The sequence below is a fragment of the Pseudomonas mediterranea CFBP 5447 genome (genome assembly GCF_000774145.1).
GTDB classification, from domain to species: domain Bacteria; phylum Pseudomonadota; class Gammaproteobacteria; order Pseudomonadales; family Pseudomonadaceae; genus Aquipseudomonas; species Aquipseudomonas mediterranea.
Genome location: NZ_KN322987.1, coordinates 501,138 through 520,097, shown reverse-complemented (window position 1 = coordinate 520,097; position 18,960 = coordinate 501,138). Strand labels below are relative to the sequence as shown.

At 62.5% G+C, this 18,960-nt stretch carries 15 protein-coding genes; 12 read left to right on the top strand and 3 right to left on the bottom strand.

Annotation, left to right across the window (positions count from 1 at the left end):
- Positions 1-115 precede the first annotated feature (115 nt).
- The 4 genes from N005_RS22405 to N005_RS22385 all read left to right on the top strand — a co-directional run bounded on the left by N005_RS22405 (position 116) and on the right by N005_RS22385 (position 7,142).
- Complete coding sequence (locus N005_RS22405) at positions 116-1,768, top strand: VRR-NUC domain-containing protein (protein WP_047703179.1); 1,653 nt, start codon at positions 116-118, stop codon at positions 1,766-1,768.
- Positions 1,765-4,095: an ATP-dependent DNA helicase gene (locus tag N005_RS22400; protein ID WP_047703178.1), complete on the top strand. Its 2,331-nt coding sequence runs from the start codon at positions 1,765-1,767 to the stop codon at positions 4,093-4,095. Before N005_RS22405 ends, N005_RS22400 begins: the two co-directional genes overlap by 4 nt.
- 98 nt (positions 4,096-4,193) lie before the next feature.
- Entirely contained in the window at positions 4,194-6,122 is a 1,929-nt protein-coding gene (locus N005_RS22395) for a hybrid sensor histidine kinase/response regulator (protein WP_047703177.1), read from the top strand.
- Positions 6,123-6,605: 483 nt separating this feature from the next.
- Complete coding sequence (locus N005_RS22385) at positions 6,606-7,142, top strand: hypothetical protein (protein WP_047703175.1); 537 nt, start codon at positions 6,606-6,608, stop codon at positions 7,140-7,142.
- 11 nt (positions 7,143-7,153) lie between these two features.
- On the opposite strand, the gene N005_RS22380 is transcribed toward N005_RS22385, so the two are convergent.
- Positions 7,154-8,491, bottom strand: a complete 1,338-nt coding sequence (locus N005_RS22380; RefSeq protein ID WP_047703174.1) for a cation:proton antiporter — start codon at positions 8,489-8,491, stop codon at positions 7,154-7,156.
- 340 nt (positions 8,492-8,831) lie between these two features.
- Here N005_RS22380 and N005_RS22375 point away from each other — a divergent pair, with 340 nt between their 5' ends.
- From N005_RS22375 to ligD, 4 genes are read left to right on the top strand one after another with little or no spacing between them, the layout of a single operon-like run.
- A complete protein-coding gene (locus N005_RS22375) occupies positions 8,832-10,226 on the top strand; it encodes an iron-containing redox enzyme family protein (protein ID WP_047703173.1) in 1,395 nt (464 codons plus the stop codon).
- A 9-nt stretch (positions 10,227-10,235) separates the two neighbouring features.
- Positions 10,236-11,237: a methyltransferase gene (locus tag N005_RS22370; protein ID WP_047703172.1), complete on the top strand. Its 1,002-nt coding sequence runs from the start codon at positions 10,236-10,238 to the stop codon at positions 11,235-11,237.
- Positions 11,209-12,372 carry a carboxylate-amine ligase gene (locus tag N005_RS22365; protein WP_047703171.1) on the top strand — a complete coding sequence of 388 codons (1,164 nt, stop codon included), beginning with the start codon at positions 11,209-11,211 and terminating at the stop codon, positions 12,370-12,372. The genes N005_RS22370 and N005_RS22365 overlap by 29 nt, the downstream gene beginning before the upstream one ends.
- On the top strand, positions 12,369-14,972 hold the full coding sequence (gene ligD, locus N005_RS22360; protein WP_047703170.1) for a DNA ligase D: 2,604 nt from the start codon (positions 12,369-12,371) through the stop codon (positions 14,970-14,972). The genes N005_RS22365 and ligD overlap by 4 nt, the downstream gene beginning before the upstream one ends.
- Positions 14,973-15,071: 99 nt before the next feature.
- Here ligD and N005_RS22355 read toward each other — a convergent pair whose 3' ends face one another.
- Positions 15,072-15,683: a Yip1 family protein gene (locus N005_RS22355; RefSeq protein WP_047703169.1), complete on the bottom strand. Its 612-nt coding sequence runs from the start codon at positions 15,681-15,683 to the stop codon at positions 15,072-15,074.
- Positions 15,684-15,851: 168 nt separating this feature from the next.
- On the opposite strand from N005_RS22355, the gene N005_RS22350 reads away from it, so the two are divergent.
- Genes N005_RS22350 through N005_RS22340 form a run of 3 tightly spaced genes read left to right on the top strand, consistent with a single transcriptional unit; the run spans position 15,852 to position 17,334 of the window.
- A complete protein-coding gene (locus tag N005_RS22350; RefSeq protein WP_047703168.1) occupies positions 15,852-16,352 on the top strand; it encodes a CinA family protein in 501 nt (166 codons plus the stop codon).
- Between the two features lie 9 nt (positions 16,353-16,361).
- On the top strand, positions 16,362-16,877 hold the full coding sequence (locus N005_RS22345) for a hypothetical protein (RefSeq protein ID WP_047703167.1): 516 nt from the start codon (positions 16,362-16,364) through the stop codon (positions 16,875-16,877).
- A 7-nt stretch (positions 16,878-16,884) separates the two neighbouring features.
- On the top strand, positions 16,885-17,334 hold the full coding sequence (locus tag N005_RS22340) for a DUF421 domain-containing protein (RefSeq protein WP_047703166.1): 450 nt from the start codon (positions 16,885-16,887) through the stop codon (positions 17,332-17,334).
- 128 nt (positions 17,335-17,462) lie between these two features.
- Here N005_RS22340 and N005_RS22335 read toward each other — a convergent pair whose 3' ends face one another.
- Entirely contained in the window at positions 17,463-18,320 is an 858-nt protein-coding gene (locus N005_RS22335) for an SDR family oxidoreductase (protein WP_047703165.1), read from the bottom strand.
- A gap of 190 nt (positions 18,321-18,510) precedes the next feature.
- On the opposite strand from N005_RS22335, the gene N005_RS22330 reads away from it, so the two are divergent.
- Positions 18,511-18,915, top strand: a complete 405-nt coding sequence (locus tag N005_RS22330) for a VOC family protein (protein ID WP_047703164.1) — start codon at positions 18,511-18,513, stop codon at positions 18,913-18,915.
- Positions 18,916-18,960 lie beyond the last annotated feature (45 nt).

Here is an 18,960-nt window from a genome sequence, read left to right as displayed (position 1 = left end):
AAGGGATTTCACCTTTTAATTAAAGGAACCACTCATCCTTTGCAGTTGCCCGAGTCGTCCGTTGCTGGTATCTGTACGCATAACCAGTACTCCAGCACCCGTGGCGCTTCTTCCCGTGACAGCCAACCCTCTCGACGATCCCTTCTACTACCTGAACAATTTCCAGCAGGTGCTTGCCTGGCTGACGCAACGCTATGCCGACGTGCTCAGCCTGGAGGAGCAGCGGTTCATCGATGACTTCACGTCCTTGCCACGTCCGTCCCAGGGGTTGCTGGTGCGCATGGTGATGCGCAAGGGATTGCGCTTTCGGCACAGCAAGTTGCATTACCTGGAAATCGGCGACATTGGCGTGGCGGTAGGGCCGCTGCTGGCCCTGAGCTGGGTCCAGGACCAGCAGCCCTTGAACCTCGTCGAACTGTTCGAAGTGTTGCTCAAGCCGGAAATCATCCTGTGCCTGGGCCACCTGATCGAACGCCCCAAGGCGAAAAAGACCGAATGGCTCCAGGCCCTGGGTGATCGCCTGGACGAAGCACAGTCATTCAATCAGTGGTGCCCGCAACTGCAAGACCGGTTGTACAGCCTGACGATCATGGAAACCTGCGACCGCCTGCGACTGATGTTCTTTGGCAACCTCTATCAGGACTGGTCGGAGTTCGTGCTGGCGGACCTGGGCATCTTTACCTATGAAGCCGTGGCGTTCAGTGCCGAATCCCGCGGCTTGCGCAGCCGTCAGGATGTCGATGCCTGTCTGTCCCTGCACGATTGCCAGCAGCGTTTCGAAGCCGGCGAGCCATTGGAAGACATCGTCGGCCAAGTCAATGCACTGGCTCTGGACAACCCATGGCTGGAGCGGCGGCGGGGCAAGTTGCTGTTCCAGATCGGCCAGCACGCCGAACGCATCGGCGATTTTGCCCAGGCCCTGTGCATCTATCGCGATTGCACCTACCCCGGTGCACGGTTGCGGATGATCCGCGTGCTGGAGCGCATCGGCGAGTACGCCTTGGCCCTGGAACTGGGGGAAGTGGCTGCGCGTGCGCCGGAAAACGCCGCTGAAACCCAGGCATTGCTCAGGGTCCTGCCGCGTTTGCAACGCAAACTGGGCGGGCCGCCGGTGCCCCGTGCCGTGGCCCGGGACGTGGAGCGGCTGGACCTGCACCTGCCCCGCGTCGATCCGGTCCTGTCGGTGGAGTATCACGTCCAGGCCCATTTGCACGACGACACCGCTCCGGTGCATTACGTCGAGAACAGCCTGATCAACTCGTTGTTCGGCCTGTTGTGCTGGCCGGCGATTTTCGCGCCGTTGCCGGGGGCGTTTTTCCATCCGTTCCAGCGCGGTCCGGTGGACCTGCTCAACGAGGATTTCCCTGTCCGCCGCGCCGAGCTGTTCGCAGCCTGCTTCGCGGAACTCGACGACGGACGCTATCGGGACACCATTGTCCGTCGCTATACGGAGAAATGGGGCGTCCAGTCGCCTTTCGTGTTCTGGGGCGCCGTGTCCGAAGAACTGTTGCATCAGGCGCTCGATTGCCTGCCGGCCGAACACCTCAAGCATTGGTTCAATCGCCTGTTGCTGGACATCAAGGCCAACCGGGCCGGCATGCCGGACCTGATCCAGTTCTGGCCGCAGCACAAGACCTATCGCATGATCGAAGTCAAAGGCCCCGGCGATCGCCTGCAGGACAATCAATTGCGCTGGCTGGCGTTCTGTCACGAACACCGGATGCCCGTTGCGGTCTGCCATGTGCAATGGATGGAGCAGGGCGCATGACCCTGGAGCCGGCCTACAGCATCGCCGTGCGGGCGTTATGCGAGTTCACCGCCAAGACCGGTGACCTGGACCTGCGCTTTACCCCGTCGCCCACGGCACTGGAAGGCATTGTCGGCCACCGCACCGTGGCGTCCCGGCGCAGCGAGACGTATCAGGCCGAGATCAGCCTCGAAGGCCGTTACCGGAGCATGCGGGTCAAGGGACGGGCCGACGGCTACGACCCGGTCCGCAACTGCGTCGAGGAGGTGAAGACCTATCGCGGCGACCTCTCCAGGCAGCCGGCCAATCATCGCCAGTTGCACTGGGCCCAGGCGAAGATCTACGGCTGGCTGATGTGCCAGAAGCTGCAGCTGTCGCGTATCGAGGTGGCGCTGGTGTATTTCGACATCGTCAGTGAGAAGGAAACCTGCCTGACGCAAGGCTTCGAGGCGACGCAGCTCGAAGCCTTCTTCGAACAGCAGTGCGCCTTGTTCCTGGTCTGGGCCGAACAGGAAATGGCCCATCGACAGGCGCGCAATGCCGGCGCACAAACGCTGGCCTTTCCCCACGCCGGCTTCAGGCCGGGGCAGCGGCACCTGGCCGAGTCGGTGTTCAAGGCTGTCAGTACCGGACGTTGCCTGATGGCCCAGGCGCCCACCGGCATCGGCAAGACCGTCGGCACGCTGTTCCCGATGCTCAAGGCCCTGGCGCCGCAGCAGCTGGACAAGGTGTTCTTTCTCACGGCCAAGACGCCGGGGCGCAAGCTGGCCCTGGATGCGGCGCGAGTGATCACCCATAGCGCGCCGTCGATGCCGTTGCGGGTCCTGGAAATGGTCGCCAGGGACAAAGCCTGTGAGCACCCGGACAAGGCTTGCCACGGCGAATCCTGCCCGTTGGCCCGTGGTTTCTATGATCGCCTGCCCGGCGCCCGCGAGGCCGCCAGCAGGCTCACCTTGCTCGATCAGGCTGCCTTGCGCGAGATTGCGCTGGCCCATGAGGTGTGTCCGTACTACCTCAGCCAGGAAATGGCCCGTTGGGCAGACGTGGTCGTCGCCGACTACAACTATTATTTCGACTTCAGCGCCTTGCTGTTCGCCCTGGCCCAGGCCGATGGCTTGACTGTCGCGACCCTGGTGGACGAGGCCCATAACCTGGTGGAGCGGGGACGGCAGATGTACAGCGCGACACTCGACCAGTCGACACTGGCCGCCGTGCGCAGAACCGCTCCCGAAGCCCTGAAGAAAGCCTTGCAGCGGGTCAATCGTCAATGGAACGCCTTGCACGCTCCGCAGATGGCGGCCTACCAGGCCTATGAAAAACCACCGGAGAAACTGCTCCAGGCGCTGTCCCTGTGCACCACGGCCATCGGCGATTACCTCAATGACCATCCCCAGGGCCTGGACGGCGATTTACAGGCGTTCTACTTCGAGGCCTTGCAGTTCGGTCGAGTGGCGGAATCGTTCAACGAGCATTTCCTGTTCGACATCCATAAGCGTGAACTCGGCCGTCAGCGCAGCCTCTCCACCTTGTGCCTGCGCAACGTGGTGCCGGCCGGTTTCTTGCGGCCAAGGCTCACGGCGGCCCGCAGCAGCGTGCTGTTCTCCGCGACCCTGAGCCCGCGGCACTACTACGCCGACCTGTTGGGCACTCCGGCGGACACGGTGTGGATCGACGTGGAATCGCCGTTCCACGCCGGGCAATTGGACGTCCAGGTCGTCAGTCGGATTTCCACCCGTTTTGCCCACCGCCAGGCTTCGCTGGAACCGATTGTCGGTTTGATGGCGCGCCAGTTCGGCGAGCGTCCCGGCAACTACCTGGCCTTTTTCAGCAGCTTCGATTACTTGCAACAGGTGGCCGGGCTGTTTGCCGAACGGCATCCGGACATCGCTATCTGGAGTCAATCCCGAGGAATGGACGAAGCGTCCCGACAGGCTTTTCTCGAACGGTTCATGGAACACACCCAGGGCATCGGCTTCGCGGTGCTGGGCGGCGCGTTCGGCGAGGGCATCGACTTGCCGGGCTCACGGCTGATCGGCGCGTTCATCGCCACCCTGGGGCTGGCGCAGTTCAATCCGGTCAACGAACAGATCAAGCAGCGCATGACCGCGATCTTCGGCGATGGCTACGACTACACCTACCTGTATCCCGGCCTGCAGAAAGTCGTCCAGGCCGCCGGTCGCGTCATCCGCACCCAACAGGACCGGGGGGTGGTGATGTTGATCGACGACCGGTTCGGCGAGGCCCGGGTGCAGCACTTATTGCCGGGTTGGTGGTCTGTCAGTCAAGAACATCCTGCCAGATCCTGTGGGAGCGAGCCTGCTCGCGATAGCGGTGTGTCAGTCTCTTAGGTGCCCATTGAACGACCGCTATCGCGAGCAGGCTCGCGCTCACAAAGGGAATTGCACCATACTTCGCAAAGAAATCTACACGGACGCTCCGGCCAAAAATGCTTGAGAACAATCAGAAGACTGCCCGCATCAACGAGGAACAGCGTTTTCGGCTGCTGATCGACGCCGTGGTCGACTATGCCATCTACATGACCGACCCTGCAGGCATCATCACCAGTTGGAATTCCGGTGCCCGGCGCTTCAAGGGTTATGAGGAGTCCGAAATCCTCGGCCAGCATTTCTCCCGCTTCTACACCGATCAGGACCGCGCCGCCGGCCTGCCGCAACGCGCACTGGACACCGCCTTGCGCGAAGGCCGTTTCGAAGGTGAGGGCTGGCGGGTGCGCAAGGACGGTACGCTGTTCTGGTCCCACGTGGTCATCGACCCGATCATCGACACCCAGAGCGGCACCTTGCTCGGTTTTGCCAAGATCACCCGCGACCTGACCGATCGCAAGATGGCCGAGGAAACCCTCAAGCAAAGCGAGCAGCAGTTCCGCCTGCTGGTACAGAGCGTTACGGACTACGCCATTTACATGCTCGATCCTGATGGGCAGGTGACCAACTGGAACCAGGGCGCGCAGCGCATCAAGGGCTATCTGCCGGCGGAGGCCATCGGCCGACATTTTTCGATGTTCTACACCCCCGAAGACCGTGAAAATGGTGAGCCAGAGCGGGCGCTGAGCATCGCCGCCAGCGAGGGGCGCTTCGAGAAGAAGGGTTGGCGGATGCGCAAGGACGGTACGCGGTTCATGGCCCACGTGGTCATCGATGCGATCCGCAGCGACACGGGCGCGTTGCTGGGGTTCGCCAAGATCACCCGCGACATCACCGACGCTACCCAGGCGCAGCAGGCCCTCGAACAGGCCCGCGAGGCGCTGTTTCAATCGCAGAAGCTGCAGGCCATCGGGCAGCTCACCGGCGGCATCGCCCATGATTTCAACAACCTGCTCACGGTGATCCTCGGCAATCTGGAGATCGTGCGCAAGCGCATGCCTGTCGACCCGAAACTCGGCCAACTGCTGGACAATGCGACCCAGGGCGCGCTACGCGGTGTTTCGCTGACCCAGCGGATGCTGGCCTTTGCCCGCCGGCAGAAACTGACGTCCGAATCGGTCGAACTGGCGGGGTTGGTGCAGGGCATCAGCGGTCTGCTGCAAAGCTCCATGGGCCCGTCAATCCACATCCAGACCAGCTTCGCCGATGCGCTGTCGCCGGTCCTGGCGGACGTCAACCAGCTGGAGCTGGCCATCCTCAACCTGGCGACCAACGCCCGGGATGCCATGCCCCACGGCGGGCGCATCCTGATTGCGGCCGATGAGCGACGGGAAACCGGGGCACCGGAACTGCCCTTGAAGCCCGGACGGTACGTCTGCCTGTCGATCACCGATGAAGGCGAGGGGATGGATGAAGCGACGCTGGCCTCGGCGGTGGACCCGTTCTTCACCACCAAGGGGGTCGGCAAGGGTACGGGCCTGGGCTTGTCCATGGTGCATGGCCTGGCCGAGCAGTTGGGCGGGCGATTGATCCTCAAGAGCCAGAAGGGGGTCGGTACCACCGCTGAGTTGTGGCTACCGGTGGCCGATCACTCGGCACCGGAGACACTGCCGGTCCAGGCGTCGGCGCCGTTGTCGACCCAGGAATTGCTGGTGCTGGTGGTCGACGATGACAGCCTGGTGCTGACCAGCACCCGCCTGTTGATCGAAGACCTGGGACACCGGGTGCTCTGCGCTCCGTCGGGCGCGCAGGCGCTGAAGCTGTACGAGCTCAACCCGGACATCGACCTGGTAATCACCGACATGGCCATGCCCCAGATGGACGGTGCGCAACTGGCGAAATTGCTGCGAGACCGCCAACCCACCTTGCCGGTGATTCTTGCCACCGGTTACGCCGAACGCCTGGAAGGCTTCGCCACGCAACTGCCACGGCTGACCAAGCCGTTCAAGCAGATTGATTTGGTGCAGGCGATTGGGCAGACGATGAAATGACCTGACTTGTGGTGATCTCCTGTGGCGAGGGGATTTATCCGTTTTGGGGCTGCTTCGCACCCCAGCGGGGATAAATCCCCTCGCCACAGGGGCGCGTCTCCTGACTATCCAGTGGTGTTTTTCTTGAACCCCCGCAAATTCATCGCACACAAACAGAACTGCAACACGATCAACGCATACGCATCCGAATGCAGCCCCCAGACTACCCACAGAATGTTGCTCGCGATGAAGCAACTGAAACCCATTACCCGCCGTCGCGGCTGGCGTGATCCGATCAGCCAGGCGGCGAGCACCGTCACCACCATCGCCGGCCATTGCACCCATCCAAGATAATCCACTCAACTGTCCTCACATGCCGTCGATGATCTACAGACCCTGGCGGCGAGACGGCGTTTCGTTGGACCTGCTGTCCATTGGCTTGAACTTGCCTGGCGGCGCGATCATCCAACAGATTCGAACCATGACTGAGGGATAGCCCGCGCAATGCCCCGAATCCTGACCAGCCAGACCCAGGAAGAAGAACTGACGGAACACCAGGCCAAGTTGTTCGGCTCTCCCAAGGAGCGATTGGATTTCTATCGTCGGGAGATCCAGTACGAAACCAGCATCCTGGCCAATCGTACCGATGCGTACCTGGCCGCCCAGTCGTTCCTGGTGATCGCCTTCGCCTCCTGCATGGCCAACCTGAACCCGGAATGGGGCAAGTTGTTCACCTTGATCGTGCCGCCGTTCCTGGCCTTGCTGGGTTTCCTGAGCTCCCTCAATGCCTGGCCGGGTATCCGTGCCGCTTACGAAATCATTGATCATTGGCACTTCAAACAAAGTGAGTTGCTGCGCTCCGAACCGATGATGGGCCTGGTCTATGACGAGTCGCCGCTGTTTAGCGAGCGGGAATCGACCCACAAGGGCTACCGCAAGTCGCTGCTGTTTTCGGTGCGCACGCCATGGATCTTTGCCGCGTTCTGGGTGTTGCTCGGGGTGTATTCGGTTTATATCCAGGTGAGCGACCCCGGGGCTTGAGGCCTACTGGCCTAGCCTGATCGCTTATGGCGTTCATACCACGCCAGGGTCGGCTGGGTGCTCAAGCCGTGGACCAGGATGCTCAGGGACACCACCGAGAGGGTGAGGTTGATACACAGGCTCGCCACCTCGGGCTGCAAGTTATGGTTCAAGGCAAAGAACAGGTAGAACAGACTGCCGATACCGCGTATGCCGAACCAGCCGATCAGCAGCCGTTGCGAGCGGTCCAGCAAGCGCCCCCAGGGCATCGCCAGCACGCACACTGGACGGATGACAGCGAACAACAGGGCGCCGATGGCCAGGGCCCGCCAGTCCCAATGATTGGCCAGCACCACCCCGAGCAGCGTCACCAGGAACACTTCCATGGCGCGCTCCACCAGGCTGCCGAAGGCGAGCATGTCGCCCATCATCACACCGGCGGCCACCTGGCCGTCATCCAGGGACTCGGTGTCGCCCAGCACGGCTTGCCGCGGGGCGACAGTTTCGTGTCCCACCACCGGTTGCACCAGGTGCTCGGCCGGCGGCGAGTCCTTGTCGGTGGAGGCGACCTCGGCCTGGCGCAACCCCAAGCCGGCGGCGAACACCGAGAGAAAGCCATAGCCCTGGACCGATTCGGCGGCGACATAGGCCAACGCGATCAACGCCAGGGCCAGGTAATCGTTGGGTGATAGAGTGCTGTCGGCATTCTTGATGCGCATCGACAAGGTCAGGCGGCCAATGCCGCGGCCCATCGCGTAACCGATCAGCAAGCCTGCCGGTACAGCCCACAACACATTGCGCAAGGCCCATTCGGCGAGGAAGCCGCCATTGTCGTCACGCAGCATCAACAGGCCAAGGATCACGAACGGAAACGCCGTGCCATCGTTCAACCCGGCCTCACCGGACAGCCCGAACCGCACCCGATCGTCATCCCGGGCATCGTTGACCTGCACCAGCGCCGCCAGCACCGGATCGGTCGGGGCCAGCATCGCACCGATCAGCAGCGACACGCCCCAACCGAGGCCGAACAGGTAGTGCAATGCCAGGCACAGGCCGGCGATGCTCAGGATCATCACTGGCCCGGCCAACCCATAGGCCACGCGCCAGGTGCGGTCCTTGAAGGGCAGGCGCAACTTGAGGCCGCTGACGAACAGCGAAAACACCACGGCGATTTCGGTGAGGTGTTCCATCCAGGTCGTGGAGTCGCTGACGTCCAGCTTCAACAAACCCAGCCCGGCCGGGCCGATGGCGACCCCCAGCGCCAGGCACATCGCCGACGTGGTCACCGGCATCCAGCGCAGGTAGGAAGAAGTCAGGGCCAGGGTCAGCAATACAGCACCGAGTACCGCAACCCACGCTGTGAAAATCATTGGTGCTCCTTGTATCACTCATTGTGGCGCCAAGCGCTACTGTGGCGAGGGAGCTTGCTCCCGCTCGAGTGCGCAGCGCTCGCGAGTTTTTGGGGCCGCTTCGCGACCCAGCGGGAGCAAGCTCCCTCGCCACAGAATTGCTACACCCTTGGTCCTCACAGAGTTGTCACCCCTGGTTCTTCCATTCGAGAGCTCGAACGAAGCGAGGGTTCCCATTACAACGGTGCGCCCCGTTTATCCGGCGGCATTTCAATCCGAGGGAATTTTTCGCCGCGCCCAAGGCTCTGCTCTGGAAGAGACGTGCTGATTCAGCGTCCTGCCAAGCACCCATGAGGCCCTTATGACTGCGCTGACTTCCCTTCACCGGCCCGCCACCGAGCGGCCGTTTACAGATCCGTTCACCGCCGCCGGGAACGTTCGCCAATGCTACGAGCGGCTGCTCCAGGGGCCGGACGATGCCGACAGGCAAGCCGTGGCCCAGGCTTTTCTCCAATCATGCCTGGAGAAGGCCGAGGCGCTGCCCCAGGAAATGCCCGACGACCCGATGGCCCTGCAAGCCTGGGTCGAGCAACACAGCGCCGGCGTGGCCCGGCAATATGGCGATTACCTGGAACGGCGCAAGAACGGCGGCGCACGGGAGTTCTTCACCAACAAGGCCCACGCCTTGTATTTCCTTCAGGCCGTCGCACCGACCAAACTGGTGGACGGTGCCTGGTTGTATGGCGTGCTCAAGCACTGGCACGACCACCGCTTCGAAGGTTTGCTGTGCACCTACCTGGAAGAATTGGGCGACGGCGTCCCGGCGCAGAACCATGTGGTGATCTACCGCAAACTGCTTGCCGAACACGGCTTGGCGGATGCGCCGGACATCGACGACGAGCGTTACCTGCAAGGCGCAGTGCAACTGGCCCTGGGCTACGCCGGCGATGAATACCTGCCCGAGGTCATCGGCTACAACCTGGGCTACGAGCAACTGCCCCTGCATCTGTTGATCAGCGCCTATGAGCTGAGCGAACTGGACATCGATCCCTATTACTTCACTCTCCACGTGACCATCGACAACGCCAGCACCGGCCACGCCCATAAAGCCGTGCAATCGCTGCTGCAACTGATGCCGATGGAAGCCGACCGCGAAGCTTTCTGGCGTCGGGTGACCCTGGGTTATCGCCTGAATGACCTGGGGCAGGGCAGCCGGGCGATCATCGAATCGTTCGATCTGTATCGCGAAGTATTGGACATGCTCGAACGCAAGCGCCCGTTCGGCCAGCACATGCACTCCGACTACTGCAAGTTCGAGGGCAAGACGGTCAACCAGTGGCTGGCGGCGCCGGGCCAACTGGAAGGCTTCCTTGACGCGCTGCAAGGCAAAGGCTGGATCCGGCGTCACGAGGATCCGCAGCACAGTCGGTTCTGGACCCTGATCGAAGGGGCCGGCGCGGCAATGTTCGGGGTGTTCAGCCCGTACGAAAAGCAGCTGCTGCACGATTGGATAGCCGGTGACTGGCTGGAAAAGAGCACTCGTTCGACGCCCCGGCGCAACCATGGCGCCGCCGGCGAGTTGCCCGCGCCGGCAGAAGATCCCGATGTGCAAAGTCTGCAGCAGGCGCTGCGTGGCCAGACGCCCGACGAGCAGATGCAAACCTTGATGCCCTGGCTCTCGGCTCGCTGCCACAGTCATCCGGCCGGGTTGCTGGCGACCCGTCGATTCATCGAACTCAAATCCGTACTGCGCTAGGAGCCCTGCATGAATCAGGAAGAACGCCTGTCCGAACCCGACCTGGCGCTGTTGCAGCTGGGCCGTCGGTTACAAGCCGACGGTTATCGCTTCATCACGCCAACACCGCTGACCCATGAACGGGTCAACCAGAGGCCCGGAAACGAGCGTTCCAGGACATTGCGCGACGTGTTCGGCTGGTCGCGGCCATTTGCGCCGGGGCTGATCTCCGCCGACGAGCAGCGGCAACTGCAGGAAGCCGAGGTGCTGGAAGAGCGCCAGGGCCTGCTCCACAGCCGGGTGCGCTGGTCGAGCCTGGACGGGCTGCTGTTTGCCCATTCGGCATTCCCGACCCAGTCCAGCGATGCGGTATTTTTCGGCCCGGACAGCTACCGCTTCGCACAACTGATCCATACCCACCTGCAACAGAATTTCACGGCGGTGCATCGCGCCGTGGACATCGGCTGCGGCGCTGGTGTCGGGGCGATCGTGATTGCCCGGGCCCGTCGCGAGGCCCAGGTGCTGGCGCTGGACATCAATCCGCTGGCCCTGCGCCTGAGCGCGGTCAATGCCGCGTTGGCCGAGGTGGGCAACCTCGAGCTCGCCCACAGCGACCTGCTGCAGAACGTCGACGGCCAATTCGACCTGATCGTCGCCAACCCGCCGTACATGGCCGATCCGGCGGAGCGTGCCTATCGCGACGGCGGTGGCGCCCTCGGCGCCGGGCTGTCGTTGCGCATTGTCGAGCAGGCGTTGCCCCGGCTCACACCGGGCGGCTCGCTGGTGCTCTACACCGGTGTGGCGATGGTCGATGGTCGCGATCCGTTCCTGGAGGCGTTGGGAACATGGCGCGACTCGCCGGAATTTGGCTGGACCTACAAGGAGCTGGACCCGGACGTCTTTGGTGAAGAGCTGCTGACGCCTGGGTATCAGAACGTGGAAAGGATCGCCGTGGTGGCGTTGGTGGTAACCCGTATCGGCGCGGGTATCGGAGGGATTATCGATGAACAGGCGTCTGAAGTTCGGCATTGAAGAAGAATATTTCATCACCGACCTGCAAACCCGCTGCATGCCCGGTCAACCGTCCGAGGCTGCGGTGGCCGAATGCCGGATCGAGTTGGGCAAGCATTTCGCCCATGAAATGTTCCAGAGCCAGGTCGAGGTGGCATCGCCCATCTTTCGCAGCCTGCCCGAAGCCGCCGACTACCTGAGCGAGGTACGCACAGGGCTGACGCGACGTTTGGCGCCCCATGGACTGGGATTGCTCAGCGCCGGCTCTCACCCCATGGCGGCGCAGGTTCTGCAACCCACCGATGAATTGCACTTCCAGCAACTGTTCGATGATTACCAGCGGGTGGCCCGCCGCAGCGTGCTGTCGGGGCTGCATGTACACGTCGAGGTCCCGGCCGACCGGGATCGGGTCCGGGTGATGAACGAGGTCTTACCCTGGCTGCCGATGTTTCTCGCGCTGAGCGCTTCGTCACCGTTCTGGAACGGCGCGTATAGCGGCTTCAGCAGCTACCGCCAGGTCGCCTGCGATGAGTGGCCGCGCATGGGCGTCCCGGAATTCTTCGAAGACGAATCGGCGTTTGCCGAGTACGTCGACTTGCTCATGCGCACTGGCTCGATCCGCCAGGCCAGCGATTGCTGGTGGGTGATTCGACCTTCCTCGCATTTTCCCACCCTGGAGCTGCGCATCTGCGATGCCTGTCCACGGATCGACGATGTCCTTTGCCTGGTCTCGCTGTTTCGCCTGATGGTGGCCCACGCCATTGCCCAACCCAAGCCCGGCGCGCGCTATAGCCAGACCTCGCAGTGGATCCTCAAGGAGAACCGCTGGCGGGCCAAGCGCCACGGGATCCTGGCGGAGTTCATCATCGAGGGGCAGGAGCAGCCGATGCTCATCGGTGAATGGCTGACCCTGGCCGAACAGACCTTCGGTGAAACGGCCGCGGCCCTCGGGGTCAGCGATGTGTTCAAGCAGGCGCGGCGGATCGTGCAGGAAGGCACCAGTGCCGACCGGCAAGTGGTTCTTTACGAACAGGGCTTGTTGCTGGGGGATACGCCTGCGGAGGCCCTGGGCCGGGTCGTCGATCAACTGGTGTCGGAGACCGCCGGGTTGCCCGTGGCCGGTCCGACGCTCCAGCAAGCGGCAGGTGGCCGATGACCAGCAAGAATCTCGATGACTACAACCGCATGCGTGATTTCGCCGCCACTCCGGAGCCGGCGGCGAAGCGTTCGCGCACGTCGAAGAAAACCGCCCACGCCTTGCAGTTCTGCATCCAGAAACACGACGCCTCGCGACTGCACTACGACTTTCGCCTGGAGCTGGACGGCGCCCTGAAGAGCTGGGCGGTGCCCAAGGGACCGAGCCTGGACCCCAAGTCCAAGCGCCTTGCGGTGCATGTCGAAGACCATCCGCTGGATTACGCGACGTTTGAAGGCAGCATTCCCGAAGGCCATTACGGCGCCGGCGATGTCATCGTCTGGGATCGGGGCGTATGGATCCCCCAGGGCGATCCCCATGAAGCCTATGAAAAAGGCCGGCTCAAGTTCGAGCTGCAAGGCGAGAAGCTGGCCGGCTTGTGGAATCTGGTCCGCACCCACATGCCGGGCAAGCAGGAACAGTGGTTCCTGATCAAACACCAGGACGACGCCGCCCGGCCCGAAAGTGAATACGACGTGGTGCAGGCCGAGCCGGACAGTGTGCTCAGTGACCGCACCATCGTCCCCAAGCGCCGTGGCAAAACCGCCGCTGCCAAAGCGGTGAAACAGCCGGAGAAAGCCGCCAAGCCCACGTCATCGAAAAAAGCTTCGAAGAACACCATCAGTGGCGCGGTGGCCGGGCCGATTCCCGAGACGCTCAAGCCGGAGCTGGCGACCCTGGTGGAAAGCGCCCCCGACGGTGAATGGCTCTATGAAATCAAATTCGATGGTTATCGGGTCATGGCCCGTATCGAAAACGGTGATGTGCGCCTGATCACTCGCAACGGCCACGACTGGACCCACAAGTTGCCCAGCCAGGCCGAGGCCCTCGCCGGGCTTGGGCTTGAGTCGGCCTGGCTGGATGGGGAAATGGTGGTGGCCAACGAACAGGGCGTGCCGGATTTCCAGGCCCTGCAAAATGCCTTCGACGCCGGCAGCAGCGGCAGGATCGCCTATTACCTGTTCGACCTGCCGTATCTCAATGGCATGGACCTGCGCAAAGTGCCGGTGGAGCAGCGCCGGGCTGCGCTGGCGGCGGTGTTGGAGGGCAACGAAGATCCATTGCTGCGTTTCTCCGATGCCTTCGAGGAGACCCCGGATGCATTGCTCAACAGCGCTTGCCAGATGAAGATGGAAGGGCTGATCGGCAAGCGCGCGGGCAGTGCCTATGTGTCCCGGCGCAGCAATGACTGGATCAAGCTCAAGTGCAAGAACCGCCAGGAGTTCGTGGTGGTCGGCTTCAGCGAACCCAAGGGTGCCCGCAGTGCTTTCGGCGCGTTGCTGTTGGGCTTACATGACGCCGACAGCGGTGAGCTGCGCTATGCCGGCAAGGTCGGCACCGGGTTCAACGAAACCACCCTCAAGAGCATCCATCAGCAATTGCTGCCCCTGGAGACGAAAAAAGCCGCCGTGGTCAACCCGCCCACCGGCTACGAAGCCAAGGGCGTGCACTGGCTCAAGCCGACGTTGCTGGCCGAAGTGGCGTATGCCGAGATGACCAAGGAAGGTTCGGTGCGGCATGCGGTGTTCCATGGCTTGCGCAGCGACAAACCGGCCAAGGAAATTACCCAGGAACGCCCGAAACCGGTGGACAAACCTGCGGAAGTCGAAAAAAAGCCGGCCAAGTCCACGACGAAAGCCAAGGGCAAGGCCACCCAGGCCCCGGCGATGGACGGCAAGGTGCGGATCACTCATCCCGAGCGGGTCATCGACGCCACCAGCGGCACCACCAAACTGCAACTGGCCGAATATTACGCCAGCGTCGCCGAATTCATTCTGCCGGAACTGGCCGAGCGTCCGGTGGCTCTGGTGCGGGCGCCGGACGGGATCGCCGGCGAGCTGTTCTTCCAGAAGAACCCCGAGCGCCTGGCGATTCCCGGAATTACCAGCCTGGACAAGGCCTTGACCGGGCAGCCGGTGATGATCATCAACAACGCCGAGGCGCTGATCGGCGCCGTGCAGATGAGCACGGTGGAGCTGCACACCTGGAACGCCACCGCCGTCGACCTGGACAAGCCGGATCGTTTCGTCCTCGACCTCGACCCGGATCCGGCGTTGCCCTGGAAAAGCATGGTGGAAGCGACCCAGCTGACGTTATCGGTGCTCGATGAACTGGGCCTCAAGGCGTTTCTCAAGACCAGCGGCGGCAAGGGCATCCATGTGGTGGTGCCGCTGACGCGCAAACTCGGCTGGGACGAGGTCAAGGGATTCAGCCATGCCATTGTCAGCCACATGGCGAAGCTGCTGCCGGATCGCTTCTCCGCGGTGTCCGGGCCGAAGAACCGCGTCGGGCGGATCTTCATCGACTACCTGCGCAACGGCCTCGGCGCCACCACCATCTGCGCCTACGCCGTCCGCACCCGCGAAGGACTGCCGGTGTCGGTGCCGATTTTTCGGGAGGAGGTGGCGGAACTCAAGGGGGCGAATCTGTGGAATGTGCACAACGTCCACGAGCGTCTGGCGGAAGTGGGTCACGAACCCTGGGCCGACCTGAAGAAAACCCGCCAGAGCATCACGGCGGATATGCGTCGGCGGATTGGGATGAAGAAAACGGATAAATAAGGAATCTGCAGTGGAATTCTGTGGCGAGGGGATTTATCCCCGGGGGATTTATAAATCCCCTCGCCACAGAAGCGTCCGGCGCAGGATCCCATCGGTTGATCAACTTACCGGAAACCGCAGGTACTCCGGCTGCAACACGTTGAACCACAGCAGAATCATCTCCACCAGCATAGTCACCAATACCAGCAACCCAACCCCCCAGACACTCGCCGAATACAACAGCCCCTGTTCTTTCTTGACGCTCATGAACCTGGGCAGGCCGATGAACAACAGGTAGGTCGAATAGACCGAAGCGACCAGCAGCACGGCCACCGCCAGCCAGCGGCTCGGGTAGAGCCCGGAAAGCCCGGCCAGGAAGTACGGGGTGGCGGTATAGGCGGCGAAGCCGATGCACTGGTTGACGGTCGGACGCGCTTCGAAGGTGCGGGACATCCAACGGATGAACAGGCCCATGAGCGCCACGCCGGCGACGATGGTCAGGTACAGCAGCACGCACAGCTGCAGTGCGCTGGCGGCAGTGAGCCGTACCGTTTCGTTTTCGGCCAGGCTCCAACCGGTCCAGGTGGTGCCGATGAACAGGCACACCGCCGGAATCAGGGCCAGTAACAGCAGGTGGCCGAGGTAATGACGCGGATGGGCCTGTTCTTCTTCACGGATGTCCTGCCAGGCGAATTCGGGATGCGTGAACAGTTTGACGAAAGGTGCGGACATGACGACCTCCTGATCGAGTCAGCCTCAGCGTGAGGCCCTTATGGGTTTGAGGCGCAGGATCGGAGGACGGTTTCATTTATTTGTCGCGGCGCGTCGGGAAGCGATCGGAGGGAATGAATCCAAGCGGCAGGGGTCAACCCATCAGCATCCCAGAAGGACTTTCGCACCATGACTGTCGCCCATACCCTGGTTGATTACCTGCGAGACCATGACTTGCGCCTGACCACGGCCGAATCCTGTACCGCCGGCCAGATCGTCACGCTGCTGGCCGAAGTGCCGGGCAGCGGTTCACTGATCGAGAGCGGTTACGTGGTGTATTCCCCCGAGGCGAAACAGCGGTTGCTGGGCGTGAACCCGCGAACCATCGGCACCTTCAACCTCACCAGTCGTGAAGTCGCGGAGGAAATGGCCCTCGGCGCGTTGCACGATGCCAATGCCAACGTGGCGGTGGCCACCACCGGGATCCTCGGGCCGGACGACATGGATGGCATTCCCGCCGGCACCGTGTGCTTTGCCTGGGCCTTCCAGATCAATGGCAAACGGGCGCTGTTCAGTCGCCAGGAGCGCTTTTTCGGCACGCGCGGGCAAGTGCAGTTGTGGGCCGCCGAGCATGCGCTCCTGCAACTGCGCTACTTTCATCAACGCGCCCTGGCAGGTGAGTACCGATAGGACAGCCCCATGAGCAACCACACCGAGCCGGAAGACTTCCGCAGCCGCGAGTTCCCAGTCCGTGAAGACATGGCCTATCAGCTCAAGGTCTGGCGGTTCGAACGGGTCGGCTGGTATGCGCTGGTGTTGCTGGTGATCCTCACTTTACTGGGGCTGTTTTCACGCGGCCCGTTGAGCTCCCGCGACGTGCAGAGCAGCGATGGCCGGCTGGGGGTCGAGTACGAGTTTTTTCATCGCAACGGCTCCAACAACGCCATGATCCTTCATCTCAAGGGGACGCCCGGCGCGGTATTGGAGGTGGAGCTGGGCGGCGACTGGCTGGAAGGCTTCGACGTGCAGGGGCTACAGCCCCAGCCCGTGCGTTCGGCCAGTGTGGGGCAGGGGATGAAGGTGTGGGTCCAGGCGGATGCCGAAGGCAAGGCGAGCCTGTACCTCTCATTGGTCAGCACAGGGCTGGGGGCTTATCACAGCCGTATCGCCATGCCCGGCAGCGCGGTCAGTTTCGATCAATTCATTTTCCCTTAGGTGACCTATGGACTCCGTACTGCGCGCCGGCGCGATGTACCTGGCATTGATGGTGCTGTTCAAGATCGCCGGACGCCGCTCCCTGGCCGACCTCACCACCTTCGACTTCGTGCTGCTGATGATCATTGGCGAGGCGACCCAGCAGGCGTTGCTGGGGGATGATTTTTCGCTGACCAACGCATTGATGGTGATCGTGACGCTGATTGCCATCGACGTCGGCTTGTCACTGCTCAAACAGCGTTCCCAGTGGGTTTCGCAACTGATCGATGGCGGCCCGACCGTCATCGTCGAGGATGGCCGGATCCTCCAGGGTCGCATGCGTCTTGCCCGGCTGGTGGAGGCCGACATCATGGAAGCGGCGCGCTCAAGCCAGGGGATCGAGACCCTGGAGCAGATCAAGTTTGCGATTATCGAGCGCAATGGGAAGATTTCGGTGATTGCCAAGGAGTCGTCCTGAGCAGCAACCATAATGCGCGGAGCTTTTTGTGGCGAGGGGATTTAGCGAAGCGTCGCACCGCCCCGCTGGGGCGCGCACCGCCCCGCTGGGGGGATAAATCCCCTCGCCACAAAAGAACTCACCAGAACTTAGAGGATCGGCTTGCCCCCCGTGATCCCATACCTTGACCCCGAGATATAGCTCGACTCGTCCGACGCCAGCAGCACATAGATCGGCGCCACTTCCACCGGTTGGCCCGGGCGCCCCAGGGGTGTCTGGGAGCCGAAGTTCTGCACCTCTTCCTCAGGCATGGTCGCAACAATTAGCGGCGTCCAGATCGGCCCCGGCGCCACGCTGTTCACCCGGATACCCTTGGGCCCGAGCATCTGCGCCAGGCCGCCGGTGAAGTTGGCGATGGCGCCCTTGGTGGTGGCATAGGCCAGCAGGGTCGGCTTGGGCATGTCGGAGTTGACCGAACTGGTGTTGATGATCGAACCACCGGCCTTCATGTGCGGTACGGCGGCCTGGCAGATCCTGAACATCGAGGTGATGTTGATATCGAACGTGCGCACCCATTCTTCGTCGGGGATGTCCTCCAGATGCTCGTGGGTCATCTGGAACGCGGCATTGTTGACCAGCACATCGATGCGTCCGAAGCGGGCGACGGTCTCATCGACCACCTTGCGGCACTGGGCCTTGTCCGCCAGGTCACCCGGCAACAACAGGCACTGGCGGCCGGCCTGCTCGACCCAGCGCGCGGTTTCCCGGGCGTCTTCGTGTTCGTCCAGGTAGGAAATGGCCACGTCCGCGCCTTCACGGGCAAACGCAATCGCCACGGCGCGACCAATGCCACTGTCGGCACCGGTGATCAGGGCGATTTTGTTCGCCAGCCGCCCGGAGCCGGTGTAACTCTGTTCGCCGCAATCGGGATACGGGTCCATTTTCCGCTGGGTGCCGGGCACCGGTTGGCTTTGCTTCGGGAAAGGTGGGGTAGGGTAGTCGACCATGTCGTTCTCCAGGCAAGGTGTGGATGCGATGGAGGGTGGACCGCGGTTTTTTTGGCAGAGTTCGGTTGGATCATTCAGCCAGTCGATGAGCGTTGCGCAGGGCGTTTCGTCGAACGATAGTCATCGGCAAGCGAACGTTGGAGGACAGGAGTTCTCCAATGGCCATACGTACCCGACAAGGAGATAGGAATTGTTCAGTCATATACAGATCGGCGCGCGAGATTTGCCGAAGATGATCGCTTTCTATGACGCAGTCCTGGGTTGCCTGGGGCTGGTGCGCATGGACAGTGAAAACGATTCCGGACCGCCCGGGGAAGGTTGGCATCAGCCCGGCAAGCGCTGGCCCCAGGTGTTCGTGCAACAGCCCTTTAACGGCCTGCCCGCCACGTGGGGCAATGGCATGCAGGTGAGCTTCGCCGCCGACTCACCGCAAACCGTGCGCGCCGCCTGGGACCTGGCCATCGCCATGGGCGGCTACGACGAGGGCCCGCCGGGCCCGAGGCCGCAGTACTCGGAAGGTTACTTCGGAGCCTATTGCCGGGATCCGGAGGGCAACAAGCTGTGTTTTGTGTATGCGCCGGACATGCATGAGTAAAACGCAGCCCTTTGACCCAGGCAATGCGATGCTGACAGCACATAG

What these genes read in the sequence shown, in the direction of transcription:
- N005_RS22400 (WP_047703178.1), top strand. Translation starts at nt 1,765, where the DNA reads ATGACCCTGGAGCCGGCCTACAGCATCGCCGTGCGGGCGTTATGCGAG.
- N005_RS22395 (WP_047703177.1), top strand. Translation starts at nt 4,194, where the DNA reads ATGCTTGAGAACAATCAGAAGACTGCCCGCATCAACGAGGAACAGCGT.
- N005_RS22385 (WP_047703175.1), top strand. Translation starts at nt 6,606, where the DNA reads ATGCCCCGAATCCTGACCAGCCAGACCCAGGAAGAAGAACTGACGGAA.
- N005_RS22380 (WP_047703174.1), bottom strand. Translation starts at nt 8,491, where the DNA reads ATGATTTTCACAGCGTGGGTTGCGGTACTCGGTGCTGTATTGCTGACC.
- N005_RS22375 (WP_047703173.1), top strand. Translation starts at nt 8,832, where the DNA reads ATGACTGCGCTGACTTCCCTTCACCGGCCCGCCACCGAGCGGCCGTTT.
- N005_RS22370 (WP_047703172.1), top strand. Translation starts at nt 10,236, where the DNA reads ATGAATCAGGAAGAACGCCTGTCCGAACCCGACCTGGCGCTGTTGCAG.
- N005_RS22365 (WP_047703171.1), top strand. Translation starts at nt 11,209, where the DNA reads ATGAACAGGCGTCTGAAGTTCGGCATTGAAGAAGAATATTTCATCACC.
- ligD (WP_047703170.1), top strand. Translation starts at nt 12,369, where the DNA reads ATGACCAGCAAGAATCTCGATGACTACAACCGCATGCGTGATTTCGCC.
- N005_RS22355 (WP_047703169.1), bottom strand. Translation starts at nt 15,683, where the DNA reads ATGTCCGCACCTTTCGTCAAACTGTTCACGCATCCCGAATTCGCCTGG.
- N005_RS22350 (WP_047703168.1), top strand. Translation starts at nt 15,852, where the DNA reads ATGACTGTCGCCCATACCCTGGTTGATTACCTGCGAGACCATGACTTG.
- N005_RS22345 (WP_047703167.1), top strand. Translation starts at nt 16,362, where the DNA reads ATGAGCAACCACACCGAGCCGGAAGACTTCCGCAGCCGCGAGTTCCCA.
- N005_RS22340 (WP_047703166.1), top strand. Translation starts at nt 16,885, where the DNA reads ATGGACTCCGTACTGCGCGCCGGCGCGATGTACCTGGCATTGATGGTG.
- N005_RS22335 (WP_047703165.1), bottom strand. Translation starts at nt 18,320, where the DNA reads ATGGTCGACTACCCTACCCCACCTTTCCCGAAGCAAAGCCAACCGGTG.